This window comes from Ureibacillus sp. 179-F W5.1 NHS, assembly GCF_045369345.1.
GTDB lineage: Bacteria > Bacillota > Bacilli > Bacillales_A > Planococcaceae > Ureibacillus > Ureibacillus halotolerans.
On record NZ_JBIQFG010000001.1, the window covers coordinates 174,384 to 197,827 of the forward strand.

At 35.0% G+C, this 23,444-nt stretch carries 25 protein-coding genes and 1 other annotated feature; of the genes, 13 read left to right on the top strand and 12 right to left on the bottom strand.

Annotated features, from left to right (window positions below):
- Positions 1-102: 102 nt before the first annotated feature.
- The gene (yhfH, locus tag ACH0B5_RS00890) at positions 103-228 is read left to right on the top strand and encodes a protein YhfH (RefSeq protein ID WP_122970854.1); all 126 of its coding nucleotides are present in this window, start codon (positions 103-105) and stop codon (positions 226-228) included.
- Positions 229-354: 126 nt separating this feature from the next.
- Here yhfH and ACH0B5_RS00895 read toward each other — a convergent pair whose 3' ends face one another.
- From ACH0B5_RS00895 to hemE, 4 genes are all read right to left on the bottom strand, one after another.
- Positions 355-891, bottom strand: coding sequence for a FixH family protein (locus ACH0B5_RS00895; RefSeq protein ID WP_406927280.1), 537 nt, complete (start codon positions 889-891; stop codon positions 355-357).
- A gap of 142 nt (positions 892-1,033) precedes the next feature.
- Complete coding sequence (gene hemY, locus ACH0B5_RS00900) at positions 1,034-2,431, bottom strand: protoporphyrinogen oxidase (protein WP_241559262.1); 1,398 nt, start codon at positions 2,429-2,431, stop codon at positions 1,034-1,036.
- 33 nt (positions 2,432-2,464) lie between these two features.
- A complete protein-coding gene (gene hemH, locus ACH0B5_RS00905) occupies positions 2,465-3,397 on the bottom strand; it encodes a ferrochelatase (RefSeq protein ID WP_122970857.1) in 933 nt (310 codons plus the stop codon).
- Between the two features lie 75 nt (positions 3,398-3,472).
- On the bottom strand, positions 3,473-4,525 hold the full coding sequence (gene hemE / locus ACH0B5_RS00910) for a uroporphyrinogen decarboxylase (protein ID WP_406927281.1): 1,053 nt from the start codon (positions 4,523-4,525) through the stop codon (positions 3,473-3,475).
- Positions 4,526-4,961: 436 nt separating this feature from the next.
- Between hemE and ACH0B5_RS00915 the strand changes: the two genes are divergently transcribed.
- The gene (locus ACH0B5_RS00915) at positions 4,962-5,483 is read left to right on the top strand and encodes an antibiotic biosynthesis monooxygenase family protein (protein ID WP_122970859.1); all 522 of its coding nucleotides are present in this window, start codon (positions 4,962-4,964) and stop codon (positions 5,481-5,483) included.
- Between the two features lie 35 nt (positions 5,484-5,518).
- Here the strand turns inward: ACH0B5_RS00915 and ACH0B5_RS00920 are convergent, their stop codons facing one another.
- Complete coding sequence (locus ACH0B5_RS00920) at positions 5,519-6,502, bottom strand: ornithine cyclodeaminase family protein (RefSeq protein WP_341362606.1); 984 nt, start codon at positions 6,500-6,502, stop codon at positions 5,519-5,521.
- Between the two features lie 27 nt (positions 6,503-6,529).
- On the bottom strand, positions 6,530-7,858 hold the full coding sequence (locus ACH0B5_RS00925) for an MFS transporter (RefSeq protein WP_122970898.1): 1,329 nt from the start codon (positions 7,856-7,858) through the stop codon (positions 6,530-6,532).
- A gap of 215 nt (positions 7,859-8,073) precedes the next feature.
- Here ACH0B5_RS00925 and ACH0B5_RS00930 point away from each other — a divergent pair, with 215 nt between their 5' ends.
- On the top strand, positions 8,074-8,574 hold the full coding sequence (locus tag ACH0B5_RS00930; RefSeq protein WP_122970861.1) for a helix-turn-helix domain-containing protein: 501 nt from the start codon (positions 8,074-8,076) through the stop codon (positions 8,572-8,574).
- 53 nt (positions 8,575-8,627) lie between these two features.
- Here the strand turns inward: ACH0B5_RS00930 and ACH0B5_RS00935 are convergent, their stop codons facing one another.
- On the bottom strand, positions 8,628-9,827 hold the full coding sequence (locus ACH0B5_RS00935) for an ABC transporter permease (RefSeq protein ID WP_122970862.1): 1,200 nt from the start codon (positions 9,825-9,827) through the stop codon (positions 8,628-8,630).
- Positions 9,820-10,560: an ABC transporter ATP-binding protein gene (locus ACH0B5_RS00940; protein WP_122970863.1), complete on the bottom strand. Its 741-nt coding sequence runs from the start codon at positions 10,558-10,560 to the stop codon at positions 9,820-9,822. The genes ACH0B5_RS00935 and ACH0B5_RS00940 overlap by 8 nt, the downstream gene beginning before the upstream one ends.
- Before the next feature lie 261 nt (positions 10,561-10,821).
- Between ACH0B5_RS00940 and ACH0B5_RS00945 the strand changes: the two genes are divergently transcribed.
- The 6 genes from ACH0B5_RS00945 (at position 10,822) to ACH0B5_RS00970 (ending at position 14,215) form a co-directional block, all read left to right on the top strand.
- Complete coding sequence (locus ACH0B5_RS00945) at positions 10,822-11,247, top strand: HIT family protein (RefSeq protein WP_406927282.1); 426 nt, start codon at positions 10,822-10,824, stop codon at positions 11,245-11,247.
- Positions 11,248-11,417: 170 nt separating this feature from the next.
- On the top strand, positions 11,418-11,951 hold the full coding sequence (locus ACH0B5_RS00950; protein WP_406927283.1) for a tryptophan transporter: 534 nt from the start codon (positions 11,418-11,420) through the stop codon (positions 11,949-11,951).
- 170 nt (positions 11,952-12,121) lie between these two features.
- A complete protein-coding gene (locus ACH0B5_RS00955; protein ID WP_406927284.1) occupies positions 12,122-12,499 on the top strand; it encodes a YtxH domain-containing protein in 378 nt (125 codons plus the stop codon).
- Between the two features lie 185 nt (positions 12,500-12,684).
- Entirely contained in the window at positions 12,685-13,239 is a 555-nt protein-coding gene (locus tag ACH0B5_RS00960; protein ID WP_122970867.1) for an HTH-type transcriptional regulator Hpr, read from the top strand.
- 179 nt (positions 13,240-13,418) lie between these two features.
- Positions 13,419-13,958: a DUF3267 domain-containing protein gene (locus tag ACH0B5_RS00965; RefSeq protein WP_341362607.1), complete on the top strand. Its 540-nt coding sequence runs from the start codon at positions 13,419-13,421 to the stop codon at positions 13,956-13,958.
- A gap of 71 nt (positions 13,959-14,029) precedes the next feature.
- Positions 14,030-14,215, top strand: coding sequence for a hypothetical protein (locus ACH0B5_RS00970; protein ID WP_122970869.1), 186 nt, complete (start codon positions 14,030-14,032; stop codon positions 14,213-14,215).
- Positions 14,216-14,350: 135 nt separating this feature from the next.
- Here ACH0B5_RS00970 and ACH0B5_RS00975 read toward each other — a convergent pair whose 3' ends face one another.
- Positions 14,351-14,446 carry a YjcZ family sporulation protein gene (locus tag ACH0B5_RS00975; protein WP_122970870.1) on the bottom strand — a complete coding sequence of 32 codons (96 nt, stop codon included), beginning with the start codon at positions 14,444-14,446 and terminating at the stop codon, positions 14,351-14,353.
- Positions 14,447-14,588: 142 nt separating this feature from the next.
- On the opposite strand from ACH0B5_RS00975, the gene ACH0B5_RS00980 reads away from it, so the two are divergent.
- Positions 14,589-15,497 carry a peptidylprolyl isomerase gene (locus ACH0B5_RS00980; protein ID WP_341362608.1) on the top strand — a complete coding sequence of 303 codons (909 nt, stop codon included), beginning with the start codon at positions 14,589-14,591 and terminating at the stop codon, positions 15,495-15,497.
- Positions 15,498-15,638: 141 nt separating this feature from the next.
- Here ACH0B5_RS00980 and yhaM read toward each other — a convergent pair whose 3' ends face one another.
- Complete coding sequence (gene yhaM / locus ACH0B5_RS00985; RefSeq protein ID WP_122970872.1) at positions 15,639-16,577, bottom strand: 3'-5' exoribonuclease YhaM; 939 nt, start codon at positions 16,575-16,577, stop codon at positions 15,639-15,641.
- A gap of 194 nt (positions 16,578-16,771) precedes the next feature.
- Between yhaM and ACH0B5_RS00990 the strand changes: the two genes are divergently transcribed.
- Positions 16,772-16,957: a YhzD family protein gene (locus tag ACH0B5_RS00990; protein WP_122970873.1), complete on the top strand. Its 186-nt coding sequence runs from the start codon at positions 16,772-16,774 to the stop codon at positions 16,955-16,957.
- 47 nt (positions 16,958-17,004) lie between these two features.
- On the opposite strand, the gene ACH0B5_RS00995 is transcribed toward ACH0B5_RS00990, so the two are convergent.
- Both ACH0B5_RS00995 and ACH0B5_RS01000 read right to left on the bottom strand, forming a co-directional pair.
- Positions 17,005-17,787, bottom strand: a complete 783-nt coding sequence (locus ACH0B5_RS00995; protein WP_122970874.1) for an enoyl-CoA hydratase — start codon at positions 17,785-17,787, stop codon at positions 17,005-17,007.
- 63 nt (positions 17,788-17,850) lie between these two features.
- Positions 17,851-19,497 (bottom strand): FAD-binding dehydrogenase, encoded by a 1,647-nt coding sequence (locus ACH0B5_RS01000; RefSeq protein ID WP_406927285.1) that lies wholly within the window; start codon positions 19,495-19,497, stop codon positions 17,851-17,853.
- 357 nt (positions 19,498-19,854) lie between these two features.
- Positions 19,855-20,091: a binding site (T-box leader), on the top strand.
- A gap of 103 nt (positions 20,092-20,194) precedes the next feature.
- Here ACH0B5_RS01000 and serA point away from each other — a divergent pair.
- The gene (serA, locus tag ACH0B5_RS01005) at positions 20,195-21,814 is read left to right on the top strand and encodes a phosphoglycerate dehydrogenase (RefSeq protein WP_406927286.1); all 1,620 of its coding nucleotides are present in this window, start codon (positions 20,195-20,197) and stop codon (positions 21,812-21,814) included.
- Positions 21,815-21,954: 140 nt separating this feature from the next.
- Positions 21,955-23,442: a spore germination protein gene (locus ACH0B5_RS01010; protein ID WP_241559263.1), complete on the top strand. Its 1,488-nt coding sequence runs from the start codon at positions 21,955-21,957 to the stop codon at positions 23,440-23,442.
- The last annotated feature ends 2 nt before the right edge of the window (positions 23,443-23,444 follow it).

A 23,444-nucleotide genomic window follows, 5' to 3' on the forward strand; every position in this document is an offset into this window, starting at 1 on the left:
ACACGAAAATTGAAATAATGTGTTGACGAAATGAAACTGTTATAATACAATTAAAAATATCAAATCAGTAATATAACAGATGTCCAAAAGGAGGGGCGGCTCTTGTTAGAAAACGTTGTTGAATTCTTCAAAAATTTACCTGACAAAGTTTGTGTACAATGTGGGGACAAAATGGAAGAACAAAGTGAATGTTACGGCAACACTTGCGATAAATGTAATTCTCTCTAGTCGTCAGTCGGTGTATTATTGATTCAGTATTAACCTTCATCTTATTAGATGAACCTATAAGTAAATAGCTTACACGATAAAACCCTCAAAGCTCGCTCAAGCTTTGAGGGTTTTCAATTTGATTGTTTAATGATGATTACTTTCTTCATTTGATTCGCTATGCTCACCGTGATTACTATGATCCGTTTCTGTAGATTCTCCTTGGTCACTTGGCATTGAATCATCACTATTATCTTCTTTTACTTTACTCATATCTGGATTACCGACAATGATTTGTTGTTTCGGCATAACGTGTAATCCCCTTGCCGTTGTATGGGCATACATATAATACACCCCATCATGATCAAAGGTAATTTCCGCTTTATAAACACCATCTGCTTCTAGCTTACCATCCATCATTTGCCCTTCATCTCGATATCCCGATTCCCAAACTTCAAATTCAACAGACTCTGCATCGTTGATATCCTCACCATTTTGAGAGACATGGGCAGCTAATTCAACCGGTTCATTTACTGCTACTTTTTCAGGCGTTAATATGTCTACAACTACTTCTAGTGACGCTGCATCTATTGGCCCTTCATTCGTATCTACTTCTTTGTCATTAGACGAACATCCTACTAATAGCGCCGTAATTGCTACGAAACTTGCAAACCACTTTTTCATTGTTTTTTCCTCCAACTTTTAGATAGAAAAACTTCATCGGTTACAAAACTTTCATTTTCATTCGAAATAAGAGCTTATTCTTTTCTAAAAAATAAAAGCTGTCTATCCATTTAAGATTCGACAGCTATGTTCAAGATTTAATTTAAATAAGCTGCATTTCAAACATTTTATTTAACATTTCATCTGCAACGCTTTTTCCTTGGGAAACACAATCTGGAACACTAATACCTTCATAAGAACTTCCTACTAATTTAACATTAGGGAACTCTTCCTCCAATTGTTCTTTCATGGATTCCATACGTTTTTCATGCCCTACTGTATATTGGGGCATCGATTGCTTCCAACGGGAAACAACTGTAAATATTGGTGCTTCCGTTAAACCAATGGCTCTCTCTAAATCATTTAGAACCGTTTTTTCAATATCACTATCTGATAGTTCCACAATGGCTTCATCACCAACACGCCCAATATATACTCGCAACAAATCATAGCCTTCTGGGGCAACATTTTCCCATTTATGATTGCACCAAGTACATGTCGTAATGGCAAAGTCACTATTTCTAGATACAAAAAAATTCATTGCATCTTGATATTTTTCAACTTCTCCTTGTTTAAAGGCCATAGTTACCGTTGCTATTGTGGCATATTGCATTATTGGTGTATGTTCCAACAAGCCATAACTTGTAAAAATATCTTTTGTCACATTAAATGGCGTCGTCATAATAACAGCATCACATTTAATCGGTGCCATATTATTAGAGAATAATTGAATCGTACCGTCATTTAATTTATCAATAGATTCCACTTTTACTCCCTTTAAAATGGAATTGGGCGATAGTTGGGATTCCAAAGTTTCAACAAGGGTTTCTAAACCATTTTCAAAAGTTTGGTAGGACTCAATATGCTCTTTTCTTAATGCTTCTCCCGATTTTTTCAAACCAAGAATTAAACTTCGATGTTTCTTTTCAAGCTGATAAAATTGGGGAAACATCGACTTGATACTTAAATGGTCGATGTCCCCCGCAAAAGTTCCTGCAAGTAAAGGTTCTACTAAATTTTCAACAACTTCTTTACCAAAACGGCGTCTAAAGAAATCCCCAATCGGTTCATCCTCCAAATCCCTTGTTTTAGGTAACAATAAATCCCCTGCAGCACGAATTTTGCCAGTTAAAGAAAATAAACCAGACGTAATGAATGAAGAGACTTCAAGCGATCCAAACATAAAATTGTTTGGAATTGGATACAGATTGCTACCGACTGCTACATACGTAAGTCCATTGTTATTCTTCATCATCTTTTGTTCGATACCTAAATCTTTAGCTAGATCACGAACACTATTGTTATAGTCTAAAAAAGATTCAGGACCCCGTTCGATAATAAATCCATCCTTCCTTAAAGTTTGGATTTTACCCCCTAAACGTAAAGATGATTCGATTAACACGACCTCAATCGGCAAATTGTTCAATTGTGCTTTTCTTTGTAAATAGAACGCTGCCGTTAAACCGGTAATACCTCCGCCTATAACAGCAACTTTTCGCATCCTTAAAGTCACCCTCATCATCACTCTCTAAAATTAATTAGCCAATTTATTATAAATAGCATCCACCATCGCATCTATAAATAACGGATGCGTGTTTGGCATTGGTGGACGACGATAGTTCGCACCAAGCTCATCACAAACAACTTTACATTCATAATCGTTATCATAAAGAACTTCTAAATGTTCTGTCACAAATCCTACAGGAATGTACACGAATGAACGGAATCCTTTTTCTTCATAAAGTTCACGTGTTAAATCTTGAACATCTGGTCCAAGCCAAGGCTCTGGTGTTTGACCAGCAGATTGCCAGCCAACCTCCACATTTTTCACACCTGTAGCTTGTTGAATTAAACGAGCAGTTTCAATTAATTGGTCTTCATATGGATCGCCAGCTTCTTTAATTTTTTCTGGTAATGAGTGATTGGAAACGATTAGACAAGCTTTTTCACGTTCTTCTTCGTCCATTTCAGCAAATGCATGATTCACAGCTTCTTTCCAATATTCGATGAACTTCGGTTCGTTATACCAAGCTTCTACAGACGTTAATTTCATAGAGCTGCCTAATTTTTCAATCGCTTCTTTTGCTCTACCATTGTAGGATTTAATTGAAAACGTTGAGAAGTGTGGTGCTAAAACGATAGAAACGGCTTCTTCAATACCGTCTTTTACCATTGCTTCTACTGCATCTTCAATAAATGGTTCGATATGTTTTAAACCGATATAAAATTTATATTCTACTTCATCTTGCACTTCATTTAAACGAGCTTCAAGGGCTTGAGCTTGTTTTTTCGTCATTTCTGCAAGGGGTGAAATCCCACCGATTGCTTTATAACGACTTTTTAAATCTTCTAAATGTTCTTCAGAAGGTTTACGTCCATGACGAATATGTGTGTAATATCGTTCAATATCTTCTTCTTTATATGGTGTTCCATATGCCATTACTAATAATCCACGTACTGGTTTCAATTTTTTCACCTCATAAAATTTTACTTATTGTTATATATTATTTTGCTAAAACATTTCCTTAGCGAATTCACTACCTTATTGACCTAACTGACTTACTCTTTCACGACTGTATTCATGAATGAAAGTTGTAAGGCGTTTTAGTACATCTGGATTGACTTCAGGGAACACGCCATGACCTAGATTGAAGATGTGACCAGGTACTTCTAGTCCTTGATCGATAATATCTTTTGTACGTTCTTCAATTACAGACCAATCTGCTAACAACAATGAAGGATCAAGGTTACCTTGCACAGCTTTCTGTACGCCTAATTCACGAGCTTTTCGAATTGGCATGCGCCAATCTAAGCCAACAACATCAATAGGTAGATCATTCCATTCATTAACTAAATGGCTTGCACCTACTCCAAATTGGATTAATGGGACATTTTCTTTTCGCAATTCAGCAAAAATACGTGTCATCACTGGTTTAATGAAAACGCGGTAGTCTTCTACGTTTAAAGCGCCAACCCAAGAATCAAATACTTGAATCGCTTTAGCGCCAGCTTCAATTTGAGCTGTAACGTCATTAATAATCATATCACCTAGCTTGTCCATTAAAGCAAACCATGCTTTTGGCTCTGATACCATAAATGATTTTGTTTTATTGTAGTTACGTGAAGGACCACCTTCAATCATATAACTTGCTAAAGTGAAAGGTGCACCAGCGAAGCCAATTAATGGTACATTTAATTGTTCTTCCGTTAACAATTTAATTGTTTCCAAAACGAATGGTGTATGTTCTTTTGCATTGAATTCTCCTAATTTCTCCACATCAGCTACTGTGCGTATTGGATTAGAGATAACTGGTCCAACGCCTGCTTTAATTTTCACATCAACACCAATACCTGGAAGCGGTGTTACAATGTCTTTATAAAGAATTGCTGCATCAACATTGTAGTTTTCTACAGGTAATCTTGTGACATAAGCACATAATTCCGGTTGATGGGTAATTTCTTCTAATGAATATTTTTCTTTTATTTTTCGGTATTCTGGTTGTGAACGGCCAGCTTGACGCATATACCAAACAGGTGTGTACTCTGTACGCTCTCCTCTTGCAGCCCGCAATAATGTATCATTAATCGCTTTCATTTTAGTACCTTCCCCTCAATTTAATAAGCCCTGTTTCCTACTTTTCTTTCGAGCAAAGCATATTTATATTCAGTATAGGTATCCCTATAAAGAATAAAGCAAAAAAATAAAAACTACCTTTATTTCATTTCACTCGTTGATGCAAACGTACCGTTCTAAACATTCGTTACGAGTTCGTAATAAAGACAATTGGGTGATCTTTGTTCATTTTTTACACTCACCTTAAGAAAAGCAAAAAATGAACAAAGAAATATATTAGTTCATTGATATCCGTTTTCAAATATATACTTTTACCATCATATTGTATAGTTTTATCGACGAAATGTCATAAAATTGTTCTTTAACGAAAGATTTTACCAACAATAATTTTTGACAAACGTTACTTCTTTTGCTTTGATGAAATCAATAGAAATTTATGAAAGGGGTTTGGTTACGTTTGTTTATTTATTTAACATCTGGAACTGCGGAATATATGGAGAAGTTAATGAAAAAATATCGTTCAAAGGAACATATGATTGTTTTACATGGTTCTGGAACTTCCGTTTTACTCCATGAAACTGAAGGAAAAACTCTATTTGCTACTCCACGAAAATATGAAGTATTAGATAGTGTGAATGAAATTGAGCAACGGGGGTATTTCGTTTTTAATCATATCCCTGTATCGGATGAAGGTAGACCTATTTTTGAAAAACGTTTTTTAGAACGTTCGAAAACGATTGAAAACGAACCGGGATTCATCGCTTTCCGTTTGTTACGTCCGTTAGCTTCTGATACGTATATCGTCCTTACCCAGTGGACTGGTCCAAACTCCTTTGAAACATGGAAAAACTCCCAATCCTTTAAAGAAGCCCATAGTAAACCTAGTGGTACAACACCGGGTGTAAAAAAACAAAATATTTTTAACGCAGCCAGTTACCTTACGACTTATTCAGGTAAATTAATGGAAAGTGAACAATAAAAAATATAGGGGTGTCAATGGACACCCCTACTTCACTATACTTCAATCGTTATTCCTCGTTTATCCTCTAATGCTTTATAATAGACACCCTTTGCAACAGCCAAATCATAATAAGCTGCGCCAACAGATTTAAAAAATGTTATTTCCTTTTCATTTTCTCTTCCTATTAAATGGCCGCTTACTAAAGATTCCAATTCCCCATATAGTTGTTCAAAGGACCAAACACCTTTGTGATTAGCATTAATAAGTTCCCCAGCTTCATCCTTTGCACCATGTACATCATCTACCACAATTTTAGAAGCGGATTCAATCGTTGTTTCATCGATTTCATGCATATGGGGTAAATAAGAACCGACGCCGTTCACATGGGTACCCGGTTTTAAATAATCCCCGTTAAAGACAGGTGTTGTCGATTTCGTAGCACAACAAATAATATCGGCTTTACTGACGGCTACATTCACTTCCTCTTCAACGGTAATAATCGCTGATACGCCAAAATCCTTTAACTTTTGTAAAAATACTAGAGCTCGTTCCTTCGTTCGATTGACTAAAAGTATTTCTCGAATATTCCGAACCGCTAATACACCAAGTACTTGTTCAAATGCCATTCCACCTGTTCCAATAACCGTTAACACTTCAGAACTTTCCTTAGCAAGATAATCTGTTGCTAAAGCAGTCATCGCGCCAGTCCGCAATCTCGTTAAATAAGAAGCATTAAGGAAAGATAAATGCTCCCCCGTCTCCGTACTCGTTAGAACGATGACTCCTTGAGTTGTTGGTAATCCCTTTTCATAATTATTTGGAAAAATCGTGACAACTTTCACCGCAGCCACTTTATTTTCCAAATCCGCGCTTGGCATATAAAGAGAGGAAGCATTCCTTTCTGGAAACTCTAAAATCGTTCGATGGGGGGATTGAACTTTATTTTGACCTTTTGCAATCAACGTTTCTCGAACATCGGAAATAGCATCTTCAATTGTATAAAAACTTTTAATCTCTTGTTCATTTAATAGTATCAATCATAACATCTCCGTTATTTTTATTTACTAATGTACAGCAGTCTTTTCCCGTTCTTTTCCCTCTGTTTTAACCTCTTTACTTACAGTTTCGAATTCATCTAATTCTTTATTACTCTTTTCTCTTACAGAAAATACAGCAATTAAAGAAATAACGGCTGTTAATATAATGTAAATAGCAACTGGAACATAGGAATTGTTAAATTGAACTAATAAAGCAGTAGCTACTAATGGAGCTGTTCCACCGGCAACTGCAGCACCAATTTGGTACCCTAATGAAACTCCTGTATAACGTACTTTTGCGTCGAAAATTTCAGAGAACATCGTTCCTAATACAGCAGTAATTGGAGCCCAAATAATACCTAGTCCGATAATCGTTGCAATTAATAACGTTGCAAAAGTACGTTGTTCAAGTAGTAAGAAGTATGGGAATGCGTATAAAATCATCCCAATCGTACCCCAAATATAAACTTTTTTCCGTCCAATCTTGTCAGATAAACTCCCCATAACTGGCATTAACAGCGTAGTAATAATTGTGGCAATCATAACCGCTACTAAAACTTGTGTATTGGTAAAACCTAAATTACTCGTTCCATAGGACACGATAAACGTTGCAAAAATATAAAATGGAGCTGTTTCAACAACTTTTCCACCAATGGCGATTAATACTTCTTTCCAATGGTATTTAAAAATATCAACAATCGGTAATTTTGGAATCTCTCCTGATTCTTGTACCTTTTTAAAGGAAGGTGTCTCATCAAGCCCTTTACGAATCCATAGACCGAAAATAACTAAAACTGCACTTGCTATAAATGGAATACGCCATCCCCAAGAAATAAAGGCATCTTGAGAAACAACCGAAGTGATGAACGTTAAAGCACCTGAACCTAAAAACATCCCAATCGTAACGCCCATTTGTGGGAAGGCACCAAATAATCCTCGTTTGTCCTTTGGAGCATATTCTACTGCTAGAAGCAATGAACCTCCCCATTCACCGCCAATCCCAATTCCTTGAACTAAACGAAGGGTAATTAATAGAATAGGAGCCGCAACGCCTATGGCTTGATAAGTTGGTAATAACCCCATCAATACAGTTGCAACACCCATAATTGTAAGAGTCACAACTAGGGTTTTTTTGCGTCCTATCCGGTCTCCGATATGACTAAAAATAACACCACCTAATGGGCGTATAAAGAAGGCTAAAGCTAATGAAGCATATGATAACAATAGGCCGACGGTTGGATCATCGGCGACAAAAAACACTTGATTAAATACTAATGCGGCAACTGTACCGTATAAGAAATAATCAAACCATTCAATTGAACTACCTACTAAACTTGCAATCCATACTTTCACCATTTGATTTTTACTCACTACATTTCCTCCTTAATTTTTTTATGTCACTAAAAATCGAAGAAAGAAAAAAAGTATGTACAAAAATTTAAGTGACACTTAAATTATTCCAAATCAAATATTACACATTTTAGAATTTTCAGTCAATAGTTTTTTATAGGTTTGAGTTAAGTAGAATACTAGCGTATAATTTTTTATGGAAATATTAGGAGGTGTTAGACATGACGATAGGTGAACGACTCCGAAAAATAAGAAAAAAGAAGAAAATGACATTAAAAACTCTTTCAGAACTTACAGGGGTTTCCATTAGTTTCTTATCTCAAGTAGAACGAAACAAATGTAATGTTACATTAGAATCATTGAGGAAAATTAGTGATGCTCTTTACGTTAATCCAAGTATATTTTTTTCCGATACAAATCATGATAGCCCAGAAGTGAAAAGCTTCCCCTTTTATTATGAGGATCTTTCAAATAATATTAAAAACCCATCCTTTCACCCGATACTTGTTACACTAAAACCGAGGGAAAAGGAAATTAAAGAACTTACCCATTATGGACATGAATTTATATACGTTTTATCTGGAACATTAACATTATCCCTTGAAGGCAATATGATTGAACTGAAAGAAAACGACTCCATCATGTTAGAATCCACAAGAAACCACAATTGGTGGAATAATAGTGAACAAGATGTTCAGTTTCTATTAGTTTCCACAAATTAATAGTAAAAGGAGTACTTAAGCATCTCACAACTTAAGTACTCCTTTTCTTTTGTTTAATATTCTTCAGAAGGATCCTTTGTCATCATAAAGGTTACTTCACTTATCGCTATAACAATAACCGGTAATACAAAAAACAAAGGTTGTCCTAAGGCGCAAATCGTTACAATAATGGCTTGAATAACCATAAAAAGACGTAACACTTTTTGAACTGCCTGTTTTCGTTGCGTCTTTACAACTGGATAAAGCCGATCCATTCTAAAATCTCCTGAAGATAGAAGGGCATATTTTAGTTGAATCGTTGTTGCAAACGAAAGGGCCGCTGCAACAATCCACGTAACAATTGGAATGTTCACTAACAATACGACAATGCCAGAAATGGCTGTTAAACGTACCCATAAATAAAAATGATCATCAGTTCGGATAAACGTTCGATATACTAAATAATTTTGGGTACTTTTTTGACTGTAAGGAACAATAGAATAAACAAAATTTAACCAACTTCTTCGGCGAATCGAACCACGCAAATGAGGGACATCTGTAAAATAGTTGGCAAATCGATAAAAGCCCATCATGCGGTTTTGTTCTAGTTTTACAAAATGCTCATAAGGGATTGGTTGTTCCTTCACCCGTCTTACTAATGCCCAATCGTATATTAAAAGTAAAACGATAAAAAGAATAACAAAGGAAAAGCGTGCAGTTAAAATAGATTGCACCGTTAAAATTGAAAGAACGGCACGAGTTACTTTGTCTACTCCAACGTTATATCCTCTATTCGCATATCGATAATGAAACTCAATTTGCACATTCAAATATTTTAAAAGAATAATGATTATCAATACAGTCCAAATTTGGGCAGATGATAATTCTGTCACTGTATTTAACAAAGGAATCGCCACAATGTAAACAACGGATACTAGTCCAATTTGAGACCAAAAAGTCCATGTCAGTGCCTTTTTAAAATATAAAGACATTTTAGATTCTAACGGTAACAAATAAACTTGATCCGGCTCACGCAACAATGTAACAGGTCGACTGAGTGCTAAAATGATACCTATAATAAGCGCTACAATCCATTCCGCTGGGAAAGACGGTTTGACAACTTTTAACCATTCACTATATTGATATCCAACGGCACCAATGACAAAAACTAGAACAAGCGCCAAATGCCCGGTGAAAACGAAACGCATATATTTTTGCACTTCATTCATATAGTGGGTAAATCGCTTAGACCAGACCTCGTTCAAATTATTCATGGTCTTGCTCCTTTGTCATTGCGATATATAGATCATCTAATGTAGCATCTGGCATATTAAAGGCTCTTCGTAAATCATTCATCGTCCCTTGTGCTCGAACTCGACCTTCATGTAATAAAATAATTCGATCACAATGCTTTTCGGCCGTTGATAATATGTGGGTAGACATTAAAATAGAAGCACCATCTTTTTTCTTTTCATCCATCTGGTCTAGTAAAGATTGAATTCCTAATGGATCCAATCCAACGAACGGTTCATCAATAATATATAACTGTGGATTTACTAGAAATGCACACATAATCATTACTTTTTGGCGCATCCCCTTTGAAAAATGGGATGGAAACCAATTTAAACGTTTTTCCATTCGAAATTCCTTTAATAAATCTTCTGAACGTGATTTCAATGTATATTGATCAATGTCATAAGCCATTGCTGTTAATTCTAAATGTTCTTTTAAAGTTAATTCATCATATAACACAGGTGTTTCTGGTATATAGGAAAAGGAAGATCGATATTTTTTTATATCCTCATTCAACGTGACACCATTTAAACGAATTTCCCCACTTTGTGGTAAAAGTGTACCGATAATATGTTTTATCGTCGTACTCTTCCCCGCTCCATTTAAACCAATTAAACCAACAAGCTCTCCTTGTCCAATTGAAAAAGTTAAATCTTTTATTACTGGCTTTCTTGTATATCCACCGGTTACATCTGTTAGTTGTAACAATGTCATTTTTTTCGTCACTCCTATTCTTTCTACAGTTTAACAAAAAATACGAATGGAATCAGTTGCCATATGTTAAAATATTAGAAAAACATGAATATCGTAAATTAGATGTTCAAATGTCTTTTCTAACACTGTTTACAATCGGTGTGAGAAAAAACAATGTGCTTGCCACAATAGGGATAATTACAGTCTTTACGTTAGAAAAAAACTGGACATATCATCATTTGGGCAACGTACTTCATTACTTTACTTGAAAGGGTGTTTTTTATGAACGATTGTATTTTTTGTAAAATCATTGATGGTACGATTCCAAGTACAAAGGTTTACGAAGATGAAAACGTTTATGCATTTATGGATGTTTCACCTTTAACTAAAGGACATACGTTATTAATACCTAAACAACATGTCAAAGATCTTTTTGAAATGCCAGCGGAAGTAGCATCAAACCTTTATTCGGTTGCTCCTAAAATTGCCAATGCGATTAAAGAGGCTTTCCATCCACAAGGGATGAACACAATTAATAACAACGGTGCCTTTGCAGGACAATCAGTGTTCCATTACCATTTACACTTTATTCCCCGTTATGATGAAAGCGATGGTTTAAAAGTAAAATGGGAAACTAAACAAAATGAATTTACATCAGATGTATTACAAACAATCGCATCTCAAATAAAAGAAAACTTAAACGACTAATTTAAAAAATCATATTCTTATACAATTATATGAAGTTCGTTGAATTGTATTCTATTATATGAGGTTGCAAAATCATTAGGAAGCGATTAAAATCAATGTAAGTTTCGCTAACGGCAATGAGTGCACGTTAGGAAATGGAGAGCATAGAAAAGTAGAGGAGAGTTTTGTAAATGAATACAAAAAATTTAGTTTTAATGGCACTTTTAGTTGGTGTAGGTGCAGCACTTTATCTGATAATCCCTGGTTACGGTGAAGGGATGAAACCAGATTTTATGTTAACGATGATGTTTATTGGGATTTTATTATTCCCTACCTTTAAGGAGACATTTTTGTTAGCTATTGCAACGGGTATTTTATCTGGTCTATTTTCCACATTCCCTGGTGGATTCGTTCCGAATATAATTGATAAAGTTGTGACAGGTATTGTCTTCTTTGTTATTGTGGTAGCATTACGTAAAGTAGCTCAAAAAATAGCGGTAGGAACAGTACTAGTTTGTCTAGGTACGTTACTTTCAGGAACTACTTTCCTGTCAATGGCGTTAATGTTAGTAGGATTACCTGGAGGGCAAGCATTTGGGGCATTATTTGTCCTTGTTGTTTTACCAGCTGTATTATTAAATGCGATTGCGTTTATCATTATCTACCCAATTATTACAAACCTATTAAAACGTGCAAAATTCAACACGTCAATATCCCAAGCTTAAATGAAAAGTAGACAAAGTACATTCACTTTGTCTACTTTTTTTCTAGACAAATCCTTTCTGCTCTTACTTTTTTTAAATGTTCATTCATGGTTTAATATGGGTAAGAGAGGGAAACTTTTATATATAGAAGAAAATAATAAACTATCGATTACAATATAGGAGTGATAAATATGCGTGCGAAACCATTTTTAATCGGATTATCAACAGGAATTATCGGAGGATTAACTGCTATTATTTTTACTACTCCCCAATCGGGAAATGAGCTTCGTTCAAATGTAGCACGAAATTTAAAAATTGCTAAAACAAGATTATCTGAAATTCAACACCATTCCAGTTCAGTGAAAGAGTCGATTATAACTTTAAAAAACGAAGCGAAAAATAATATCCCAAATATAATGAATGACTTAAAAGGTTCCATTTCCAATTTTAGACAAGAAATTGGATCGGATACAGAGAAGTTAAAAGAAGAAATAGAAGGATTACAGAGATCTATCGCCGAAATCGAGAATAATTTATCAGAAATCAATAATAACAAGAAAAAAGAATAAAAAAACAATTACTCATTTATACCTAATTTATGGTTATTAAATGGGTAATTTTTAATTATTTCATCGTAAATTTTAATATTTTTCAGGCAAAATTCAATTATTTAATTTTTCTAACTTTAAACTTTTTTCTTTTATTGCTATAATATTTTCATAATGTTAAGGAAAGAAGAAAGTAGGTGTTCGCTTTGTCTGATGATTCATACACAATGAAAGAAGCAATGCTTTATAGCCAAAGAATTGCTCAATTGTCAAAAGCATTATGGAAAGCTGTAGAGAAAGACTGGCAACAATGGATTAAGCCCTATGATTTAAACATCAATGAACATCATATTTTATGGATTGCCTTCCATCTAAAAGGAGCATCCATTTCCGATGTTGCAAGATTCGGAGTAATGCATGTTTCAACTGCTTTTAACTTCTCAAAAAAACTAGAAGAAAGGGGCCTATTAAAGTTCTCTAAGCGGGATGATGACAAACGTAATACTTATGTCGAGCTGACTCAAAAAGGCGAGGATCTAATTCTACTTATGTACGATCATTATTACGATACACATCATTCAATCCTTGAAGGATCTCTAGCATTAAAAGAATTGTATGGTAGATTTCCAGAATTTCTTGATGTTATGGCCGTTATACGTAACATTTATGGGGAAGATTTTATTGAAATTTTTGAGCGTTCATTTAAAAACTTCCGTTCTTCTATCGTTGAAGATGAAGACAAATTGATTGTGAAAAGATAAATGACAAATCAAAACCCTTTATAAAGTATGAATATGTTTTAGAATGTCAAGGATGATTATGAGTGTAGCGATACACTCTTTTCTTTTTCTTAAAAAGATTTTCAAAAAATTGGTGTAGCATTAAGACCTTTTTTCCATTACAATATTTTCACTATAAATTTTAAATGGGGTCATTTATCTTGCATTGTTGGAAAACAATAAACATAAAAAAAGAATATGGATCAACTTGGATAGCGATCATGGTAACTTCCTTATTTATACTAGTTTTTTCCTTTTCTTATTTAGTATTTAATCGCTTACACCCAACTTTATATCGGGATGATAATTTTTGGCTATTTGTCGTTGTGTTACTATTACTCTATCCATTACATAAGCTTATCCATTACTACTCGCTTTTCGATTATCGAGTCTTTGTTAAATTTCGAATGCGTATCGATTACAAGTTTATTCCAATCATTCGCATGCGTATTAAAACTATTATTTCAAAAAAAAGATATATTTTTACGTTATTAGCACCGTTTATCATAATAAATACAATACTCATCATATTTGCTATTTCTATTCCCCAGTACACCCACTTCAGTTGTATTTTATTGGGGTATCATTGCAGTATTTGTTTTGTGGATCTTTTATATGTAAAAAATTTAATTGTTGCTCCTAAAGATGCTGTCATTGAAGAAACACCCAAGGGTTGTGAAATTTTAGTAAGAACCCTTTAGTGGTATAATTACTTGTATTACATTGACATTTTTTGTATCCTTAAAGGAAGTGAAAGAGGGGAGGAATAGACTTGCTACTTTTCGTTGTAGTGCTATTCTCAGTGTTTTATTTGTTTCAAATAAACCGCATGACATATGCACTTGTCATGTTAAAAGAAATTCCAGAAGAAAAGCATGAAAAAATATTCCGTACCATAAATGTACTGGTTACCATTTTATTAGTTTCCTTTTACGTTGAAGTTTACGTTGCAATGTAAAAGAAACTTGAAAAATTAATTTTGACTTACAATGGTTGCAATATAGGGGTTTAAAGAAGTTGGTATGGATAAAAAGATAAGAGAGCTAATGCTAAACATTAGCTCCCTGCCTGTTTCGTTACGTATGTTGTTTTATTAGTAAATGAACGCAGCACCTACAATGATTAATAAAATGAACAACACAACTAATAACGCGAAACCACTACCATATCCGCCATTATAGCTTCCCATCACGACACCCCCTTTCAAAAACTATAGTATGCATGCATGTTCGTGGCATATAGGCAAATAAACATGCAACCATTTTTGTTTTTAATCCGTTTATGTTATAGTTACTATTGATTTCAATCGAAGTTAGGAGAGTTTATTACTTATGAAAAAACCGTTTTTAGCACTAACACTAGCTACTTCCGTTTTCGCTCTATCAGCATGTAACTCTGGTGATGAGGTAGTTGTTTCAACTTCATATGGAGATATTTCGAAAGATGAATTTTACGATGATATTAAAAAACTTGCAGGTAATGCCCTATTAGAGCAAGTTGTCATTGAACAAATTTTAGAAAGTAAATACAAAGTGACGGATGAGGAAGTAGATGAGCAATTCAAAGCTGTTAAAGAACAATATGGTGATTCTTTTGAATCTGTATTATCATCAAACGGCCTAACTGAGGAAGCATTCAAAGATAACGTTCGTTTCTCTCTTTTACAAGAAAAAGCTCTTGCAGAAGATGTAACGGACGAACAAATTGAAAAATATTACAATCAAGGAAAATATGAATTAAATGCACGTCACATTTTAGTAGCTGACGAAGAAACAGCTCGTAATGTGAAAGAAAAACTAAATGCTGGTGAAGATTTTGCTGCATTAGCTAAAGAATATTCAACAGACGGTTCTGCTTCTAACGGTGGAGAACTTGGATGGTTTACTGTCGGATCAATGGTAGATGAATTCAATGATGCTGCTTATGCTTTAGAAGTAAATGAAATTAGTGAACCAGTTCAAACACAATATGGTTACCATATTATCCAAGTAACGGACAAGCGTGAAGTAAAAGATTACGGTACATTGGAAGAAAAAGAAGATGAAATTAGAAAAGCCTTAGCACAAAAAGGCGACTGGCAATCAAAAGTAGTAGAGCTAGTAAAAGAAGCTAAAGTAGATATTAAAGATAAAGACTTAAAAACAGCTTTAGACCACTACACAGCAACGGAAGAGAAAGCGTCTGACGATAAAGCTGCTGAAGATGAAAAAGCTACTGAAGACGAAAAATCAGATAAATAATCAAATTGATTTAAAAGCGTAGTATTTTTCAAATACTACGCTTTTTCATATTTTATATTTGTCGTTTCCTTCCCTACTAAAAAAGCCGTTACCTTATTAGGTAACAGCTTTTAATATTTTTATTTCATTGTGAACTGCTAATTACTCAAAGGTTGGCTTGTAGAAAGAACGATTATCAAGTGGGAAAAGTCTTTCGGTAAACTCACCAGGTTTTGTTTTCGATAATGCCCTTGTTAACATGTTCATTTTGGCATCAATATTATCAATGTAATGGAGAATTTCAGCTTCTTGAACCATTGGCTTTTTCGGGCTACCCCATTCCTCTTTACCGTGATGGGATAACACAATATGTTTTAAAATGACAACTTCTTCCCCATCAATGCCTAATTCCTTAGCAGCCTGACCAATTTCATCAACCATAATGGAAATATGGCCTAATAAATTTCCTTCTACCGTATAGGCTGTAGCAATCGGACCCGTCAGTTCTTTTACTTTCCCAATATCGTGCAATATAATTCCTGCATAAATTAAATCGCGATTTAACGTCGGATAAAGATCACAAATTGATTTTCCTAGACGAAGCATTGACACAACATGATCGATTAATCCAGAAGCATAATCATGATGATTTTTCGAAGCGGCTGGAAAAACGGATAGTTCTGATTGATATTTTTTTATAATGTATCGTGTAATTCGTGAAATATTTGGATTTTTAATTTCAAAGAAAAATTGTGTCAGTTCTTCAAAAAGCTCTTCTTTCGGTGTAGATGCAGACGGTAATAAATCATTTATTTGAATACCTTCATCTGCTCGAGCAACCCTTATTTGTTTAATTCGAAGCTGGTTTTTCCCACGATAATCGTGAATCTCCCCACCAATATGTACGATAACTTCAGGACGATACATATTTTCATGCTCTTCGTTCGTATCCCATAATTTCGCCTCAATATCCCCACTCTTATCTTGTAAGATGAGTGTCATGAAAGGTTTGCCTACTGTTGTAACTCCTTTTGTTGCTTGTTTAATTAGTAAAAATTGATTCACTGATTCCCCCGCTTGGAGTTGGGTTATTCCTTTCATATCGAAAACACTCCTTTTTCTCTTCATTCCGTATGAAACTCTTATTCTATTATTGTAACACGGGAACCTAATAGATACGATTTAAAATCAAAAGAACATTCCATTAATCAAATTTTCTTTATTTTCAATGAATTAATTCGATAGATTATGTATAATGTATTATATCTTCTAGTATGTAAAAAGGTGGGGATACAATGGAGAATTTTCGTTTTACAGCATTTGAAAAAACAGGGGAAATTTTATTTGATGAAATTTGGACATTCGAAAGTGAAGAGGTTGCTAAAGAAAAGGGCCAAAAACAAATTGAAGAGCATGGGGTAGAAAATAAAACACACCGTCTCGTTAACTCGAAAGGCAAACTAATTTTATTCCATATTTAAGTGAGTAAAAACGATTAGGCGTCTCCAAAAGCAGAGACGCCTATCTATTATTTCCCCTTAAATTGCTGCGTTCTTTTTTCAATGAATGCTTTAATGCCTTCTAAATGGTCTTCCGTTTTACGCATACGTACTTGCCCTTCTGATTCTAATTCTAATATCGATGTTAGTTCAGATAATTTTTGTTTATGTAAAATCGACTTCGTTTCTAACATCGCTAAAATCGGAGAAGATAAAATTTTACCGACTAATTGATCGACAAAGGATTCTGACTCTCCTTCTCCCACTTTATGATCGATTAAACCTAAATCAAGGGCTTCTTCTGGACTCATAACATTTCCAGCCCATATAAGTTGTTTTGCCTTTGATGTACCTACCCGTTCTTTCATAAAGAAGTGGCCACCGCCATCAGGAATTAAACCAATACCGATAAAGTTCATGGCAAGTTTACTTTTCTCTTCGGCAACAATAATGTCACAACCTAACGCTAAACTAAAACCTAATCCTGCAGCTGCACCGTGGATTTGTGCAATTGTAATCATTGGCAACTGATACAAAGCTAAAACCATTCTTGAAATATATTCCATGATGTTTCCGAAATCTTTCGGATCACCGGACGTCATCATCATTTTAATATCCCCGCCAGCTGAAAAGATGTTCCCTTCGCCTTTTATTACTAAAATTTGAACTTCAGGATTATCTTTCAGAAATTCTAAACAATCGGCTAGTTCTTTCATCATTTGAAAATCCATGGCATTTGCCACATTCGGTCTGTTAAAGGTTAACGTTGCACGTCGATCTGCCATCTCTACTTTTATTGTTTCATAAGCCATCATACCATCCCCTAATTTTTACAATTTATAGTTAACTATTCAATTTCTATCATCAAATATCCTTTATTTACTTAAATATTTCCCTACTTGTCTCCCGGAAAACAAACAGCCGCCAACAAAAGTCCCTTCTAGTGATCGGTAGCCATGGATACCTCCGCCACCGAAGCCGCTCACTTCACCTGCTGCATATAACCCTTTCAAGATTTCTCCTGCTTCATTTAATACTTGACCATTTAAATTTGTTTGTAGGCCACCTAATGTTTTTCGCGTTAACAAATTTAATCTAACCGCTATTAATGGACCATTTTGTGGATCAAGGAATTTATGGGGTTTTGCTACCCGTATTAGTTTGTCGCCTACGTAATTTCTTGCACTTTGAATGGCCATTACCTGTATGTCTTTCGTAAATTTATTCTCTATTTCCCTGTCTCTTGCCAAAATTTGTTCTTTTATTTTCATAAAATCTAATAAGTCATTTCCAACAAGTTGATTCATTCCATCCACTAAATCTTTTAAACTTCTTTCTACAATGAAATCTTCTCCAAATTCTTTAAAAGATTTAATTGGAGTCGGAGGTCCCGGTAAAACGCGCTTCAATAACTGTAAATAACTTTTATTCGTCAGATCAGGATTTTGTTCTGAGCCAGAAAGGGCAAACTCCTTCTCAATAATTTTTTCTGTTAATATGAACCACGAATAGTCGTGTCCCGTTTTTTGTATAGCCTCTAACGTACTTAACGTATCAAAGCCAGGGAAATTTGGGGCACTGAAACGATTCCCTAGTGCATCAAACCACATGGAAGAAGGGCCCGGTAATATTCTAATTCCATGATTGTTCCAAATCGGTTTCCAGTTTTTCAAACCTTCCGTATAATGCCACATGCGGTCCTTATTCACTATACGAGCACCAGCATTTTCTGAGATTTTTAACATTCTTCCATCAACAAAGGCGGGCACTCCTGCAATCATCTGCTTCGGTGGGTTGCCTAACCTTTTCGGCCAGTTTTGTCGAACGAGTTCCATATTCGCTCCGATTCCACCACTAGCAACAATGACTGACTCTGCAAAATATTCAAAATCAGCCACTTCTATTCTCGAACTTTCCTGTCCCCGTTCAATTTGACATTCTTCAAGTACCTTTCCACTAATCCCTATGACCTCACCGTTTTTTGTTATAAGTTCATCAACTCTATGACGTGGCTTATAATCGATTTTCCCTACCTTTTCAGCTTGCAGTACTTTTTTTGCAAAGGGCTCTACAAGTCCGGGTCCCGTACCCCAAACGATATGAAATCGAGGCACTGAATTGCCATGTCCGCCAGCTAACGCCCCTCCCCGCTCTGCCCAGCCTACGATAGGGAAAAATTTAATGCCGATTGACTTTAGCCATTCGTACTTTTCTTCAGCTGCAAACTCTACATATGCTTGTGCCCATTTATAACTCCATACATCTTCATCTTCCAGTCTGTCAAAACCAGCTGTACCAAGCCAATCTTGCCATGCTAATTCTTTACTATCTTTAATACCTAATCTTCTTTGTTCTGGAGAATCGACTAAAAACACTCCCCCAAAAGACCAAAAAGCTTGGCCCCCTATCGAATTTGCCGGTTCTTGATCAACAATTAGTACTTTTTTATTCCCATCAAGTAATTCACAAGCTGCAGTTAATCCAGCGAGCCCAGCCCCAACAATGATGACGTCGTATTTCACACTTCCACCCCTTTTTGAAATGTATAATGTTATCTTTCTTGAACATTCTTTTTATTTCCTCTTTTCATTGAAGAATAAATTAACTTACTTGCCTGATTTTCTTTAAAAGACGAAAAATCTTAAAAACCTCAATTTAGTTAATTTAATCGAATAAAATCAACCTAATATTCTGATACTTCTACCATTTTCCCAATGTTAATAGCGTATAAGGATGGATATATATACGAACGTTATTTAAAATAAACTAGATAATATTCGTATATAATAGGTATTATTATCTTATAACGAAATTTTTTTTTGAAAACATGTTGACAAAACTGAACAATAGGGATTATGATGTTAACAATTAAATCAACGAAAAATATTAGGACGGAGACATACTCTTTCCTCGAAAACTTAAGAGAGCTGATGGTTGGTGAAAATCAGTGTTTTCTATGATTGAAGTTCCACTCCCGAATAGATTAGCGGAAATACAAGTATGCTAATCCGTAATCGTGCACGTTACGCATTTGCTTAAAGGTTGTCTGAGTCTATTTCAGCAACGAAAAAGGGTGGTACCGCGTAAGAATGTTAATTTAGCCTTTCGCCCCTTACTTAATTGTAGGGAGCAAAAGGCTTTTTATATTTTTTAGAAGCTTTCCCTTCTAAATTATCAAAATCTTTAGAAAAAACATATTTAAAGGAGCGTATTATTCAAATGGTAACAAAAACTGCTACGACAACAGATGAAATTAATGTATTTATTGCTGATCCCCTAAGTGAAGATGGTATTTTCCCCCTTCGCCAGGAAACCGAATTAAACTTAAATGTAATCGTCGATACAGGTCTCACACCACAACAATTAATTTCTAAACTAGCTGACGTCCATGTTCTTTTAGTACGTAGCCAAACAAAAGTCACACGGGAAATTATCGAAGCAGCAAAATCCTTAAAATTAATCGGACGTGCTGGTGTAGGTGTTGATAATATCGACTTGGCAGCAGCAACAGAACACGGAATTATCGTCGTTAATGCACCAGATGGGAATACGAATTCTGCAGCTGAACATACAATCGCGATGATGACTTCCCTAGCTCGTCATATTCCCCAAGCCTACAACTCTTTAAAAAATGGAATTTGGGATCGTAAATCTTACGTTGGCGTTGAGCTTAAAAACAAAACGTTAGGTGTCCTTGGTTTCGGGCGTATCGGTACAGAGGTAGCTTACCGCGCAAAAGGTCAACGAATGAACGTTATTGCTTATGACCCATTTTTAACAGAAGAGCGAGCAAAAGAACTAGGCGTAACAAAAGGAACAGTAGATGAAGTCGTTCAAGCTGCTGACTTTATTTCAGTTCATACACCGCTTCTACCGGAGACTCGTAACTTATTAAATAAAGAAAAATTCGCTATCATGAAAGACGGCGTTCGAATTATTAACTGTGCCCGTGGTGGAATTATTAACGAAGACGATTTATACGATGCAATCGTCGAAGGAAAAGTTGCCGGTGCAGCCCTTGACGTATTCGTTGAAGAGCCAGCGACAGATCACAAATTATTGAATTTACCACAAGTCATTGCTACTCCTCACTTAGGTGCTTCCACAATAGAAGCGCAAGAATCAGTAGCCGTGGACGTTTCAAATGATATTATTAAATTCTTTAAAACAGGTACGGTTACAAATCCTGTGAATATGCCTTCGATTCCAAAAGAGTTATTGGCACAAGTAGAACCGTTCTTTGAATTAGCTGAGAAATTGGGTTCTTTCTTATCTCAAGTGACGACTGAAGCCATTAAAGAAGTGAATATTTCTTATGCTGGTGAAGTAGCAAATTACGATGTCCGTCCATTAACATCTAATGGATTAAAAGGATTGCTCAAAAAAAATCATGGTGACCACGTAAACGATGTAAATGCCCGTTATTTATCTGAACGAATTGGGATTAAAATTAATGAGCATAAAACGACTACTGCGAAAGGTTTTACGAATCTAATCACAGTAGAAGTTAAAACAGAGCATGAAGTACACTCAGTAGCAGGAACATTATTAAACGGCCTTGGGGCTCGTATCGTAAAAGTAGAAAATTATGTTGTAGATGTTATTCCTGAAGGTCGCCTACTTTATATTAAAAATACAGATAAACCAGGTGCAATTGGTCGTGTTGCCACAAAATTAGCTGAAAAAAATATTAACATCGCCACAATGCAAGTTGGTCGAGATCAAATTGGCGGCACTGCTGTCATGATGTTGACAATTGATAACGATGTAACCGAATTCGATTTACAATACGTAGCTCAACTTGAAAATATAGATGAAGTTAAAGCAATTACTTTATAATACTTATATAAAAAGCCGCGCAAAGAAAAAATTGCGCGGCTTTTTTCTTAATTTAATACTTGATAAAGTACATAAAACCATTATTTATGAGCAATATAAAAGTATTGTATTTCTGGAAAAAGAGAAAGGGGCAACCATCATTGTCGGAACAATTATCATTAGATCCAATTTCTCTAAAGAAAGAAACAATTAGTGGAAATTTACAAAGTACTATGGAGATTTTCAATTCCTTTTACTCGATTCCTATCAATAGTGATGTTAAAGTTCGAAACCTTCTTATTGGCGGATTAAATAAAAAGGCTTCTATCATCTATATAAGTACCATTACAGATTCCCAAGTCATTGAAAATCAAGTTATAAAAAACCTACTATTAAATAGTGATGATTCGAAGGAAGTTCAAGATATTCTATCAACGAAAACAATTAAAAATGTAGAAATAATTGGGGATATATTAAAAGAAATAAATAAAGGAAATGTTGTAATTCTCGTTGATGGACATTCCATGGCTTATATTATCGATGCAAGCAAATTTCAAGGAAGATCTATAGAAAAAGCAGAAAATGAAGTATCCCTTAAAGGACCAAAGGAAGCATTTAATGAACAAGCAGTGGCGAACATTTCATTAATTCGGAAGAAGATTAAAAATGAAAGTCTCATTGTTGAAATAACCCCAGTTTCCGTAAGAGCCAATAATGAATTATATATTCTTTACATGAAGGATTTAGTAAATGACGAATTACTTCAATCAGTGAAAGAAAGAGTCAATTCACTAGATGTAGCATCTATACAAAACCTCTCTTTATTAGAACAATTTATTGAAGACCGGGAAAAATCCATTTTTCCAACTATTTTAAATACGGAAAAACCAGATCGGGCAGTTGCCTATTTAGAAGATGGTTTTATCATTTTACTAATGGATAATTCACCGACATCTTTAGTATTACCCGCGACTTTTTGGTCTTTTTTTCATCTTTCCGAAGAAAATTATTTACGTATACTATTTGCAAACTTTATAAGATCATTACGGATTTTAGCCTTATTTATCACTTTATTTGCATCTGCTACCTATATTTCCATCACAAATTATCATGTGGAAATGATTCCAACAGATTTACTTTTAGCAATCTCAGCAACTAGAGAAATTGTACCATTCCCATCGGTCATTGAAATATTGTTAATGGAAATCGCCTTCGAACTTATTAGGGAAGCTGGTTTAAGAGTGCCAAGCCCGATTGGTCCAACCATTGGCATTGTTGGAGCTTTAATATTAGGACAAGCGGCTGTACAAGCGAATATTGTCAGTCCACTTGTAGTCATTATCGTTGCCCTTGGCGGCTTATCCTCCTTTGTAATTGGTGATATTAATATGAATTTCACCATTCGATTATTAAGATTTCTATTTATTATCTCAGGGGCACTTTTCGGATTTTATGGGATGGCAGCAGTATTTACTGTCATTTTATTTTATATGCTATCCATCAAGACTTTTGGGGTTCCATATTTATCTCCGATGACACCAAAATATGTTTCCTCAAAGGATACTGTGTTCCGGAAATTATTACAAAATCAAATATTTAGACCCGGTTATTTAAAACCGAAAGATATGGATAAAAAAGCAGGAGAATAGCG

Excerpts from the sequence above, each read along its gene's own strand:
- ACH0B5_RS00895 (WP_406927280.1), bottom strand. The coding sequence starts at position 891 with ATGAAAAAGTGGTTTGCAAGTTTCGTAGCAATTACGGCGCTATTAGTA.
- hemY (WP_241559262.1), bottom strand. The coding sequence starts at position 2,431 with ATGCGAAAAGTTGCTGTTATAGGCGGAGGTATTACCGGTTTAACGGCA.
- hemE (WP_406927281.1), bottom strand. The coding sequence starts at position 4,525 with ATGAAAGCGATTAATGATACATTATTGCGGGCTGCAAGAGGAGAGCGT.
- ACH0B5_RS00925 (WP_122970898.1), bottom strand. The coding sequence starts at position 7,858 with ATGGTGAAAGTATGGATTGCAAGTTTAGTAGGTAGTTCAATTGAATGG.
- ACH0B5_RS00930 (WP_122970861.1), top strand. The coding sequence starts at position 8,074 with ATGACGATAGGTGAACGACTCCGAAAAATAAGAAAAAAGAAGAAAATG.
- ACH0B5_RS00935 (WP_122970862.1), bottom strand. The coding sequence starts at position 9,827 with ATGAATAATTTGAACGAGGTCTGGTCTAAGCGATTTACCCACTATATG.
- ACH0B5_RS00940 (WP_122970863.1), bottom strand. The coding sequence starts at position 10,560 with ATGACATTGTTACAACTAACAGATGTAACCGGTGGATATACAAGAAAG.
- ACH0B5_RS00945 (WP_406927282.1), top strand. The coding sequence starts at position 10,822 with ATGAACGATTGTATTTTTTGTAAAATCATTGATGGTACGATTCCAAGT.
- ACH0B5_RS00950 (WP_406927283.1), top strand. The coding sequence starts at position 11,418 with ATGAATACAAAAAATTTAGTTTTAATGGCACTTTTAGTTGGTGTAGGT.
- ACH0B5_RS00955 (WP_406927284.1), top strand. The coding sequence starts at position 12,122 with ATGCGTGCGAAACCATTTTTAATCGGATTATCAACAGGAATTATCGGA.
- ACH0B5_RS00975 (WP_122970870.1), bottom strand. The coding sequence starts at position 14,446 with ATGGGAAGCTATAATGGCGGATATGGTAGTGGTTTCGCGTTATTAGTT.
- ACH0B5_RS00980 (WP_341362608.1), top strand. The coding sequence starts at position 14,589 with ATGAAAAAACCGTTTTTAGCACTAACACTAGCTACTTCCGTTTTCGCT.
- yhaM (WP_122970872.1), bottom strand. The coding sequence starts at position 16,577 with ATGAAAGGAATAACCCAACTCCAAGCGGGGGAATCAGTGAATCAATTT.
- ACH0B5_RS00990 (WP_122970873.1), top strand. The coding sequence starts at position 16,772 with ATGGAGAATTTTCGTTTTACAGCATTTGAAAAAACAGGGGAAATTTTA.
- ACH0B5_RS00995 (WP_122970874.1), bottom strand. The coding sequence starts at position 17,787 with ATGGCTTATGAAACAATAAAAGTAGAGATGGCAGATCGACGTGCAACG.
- serA (WP_406927286.1), top strand. The coding sequence starts at position 20,195 with ATGGTAACAAAAACTGCTACGACAACAGATGAAATTAATGTATTTATT.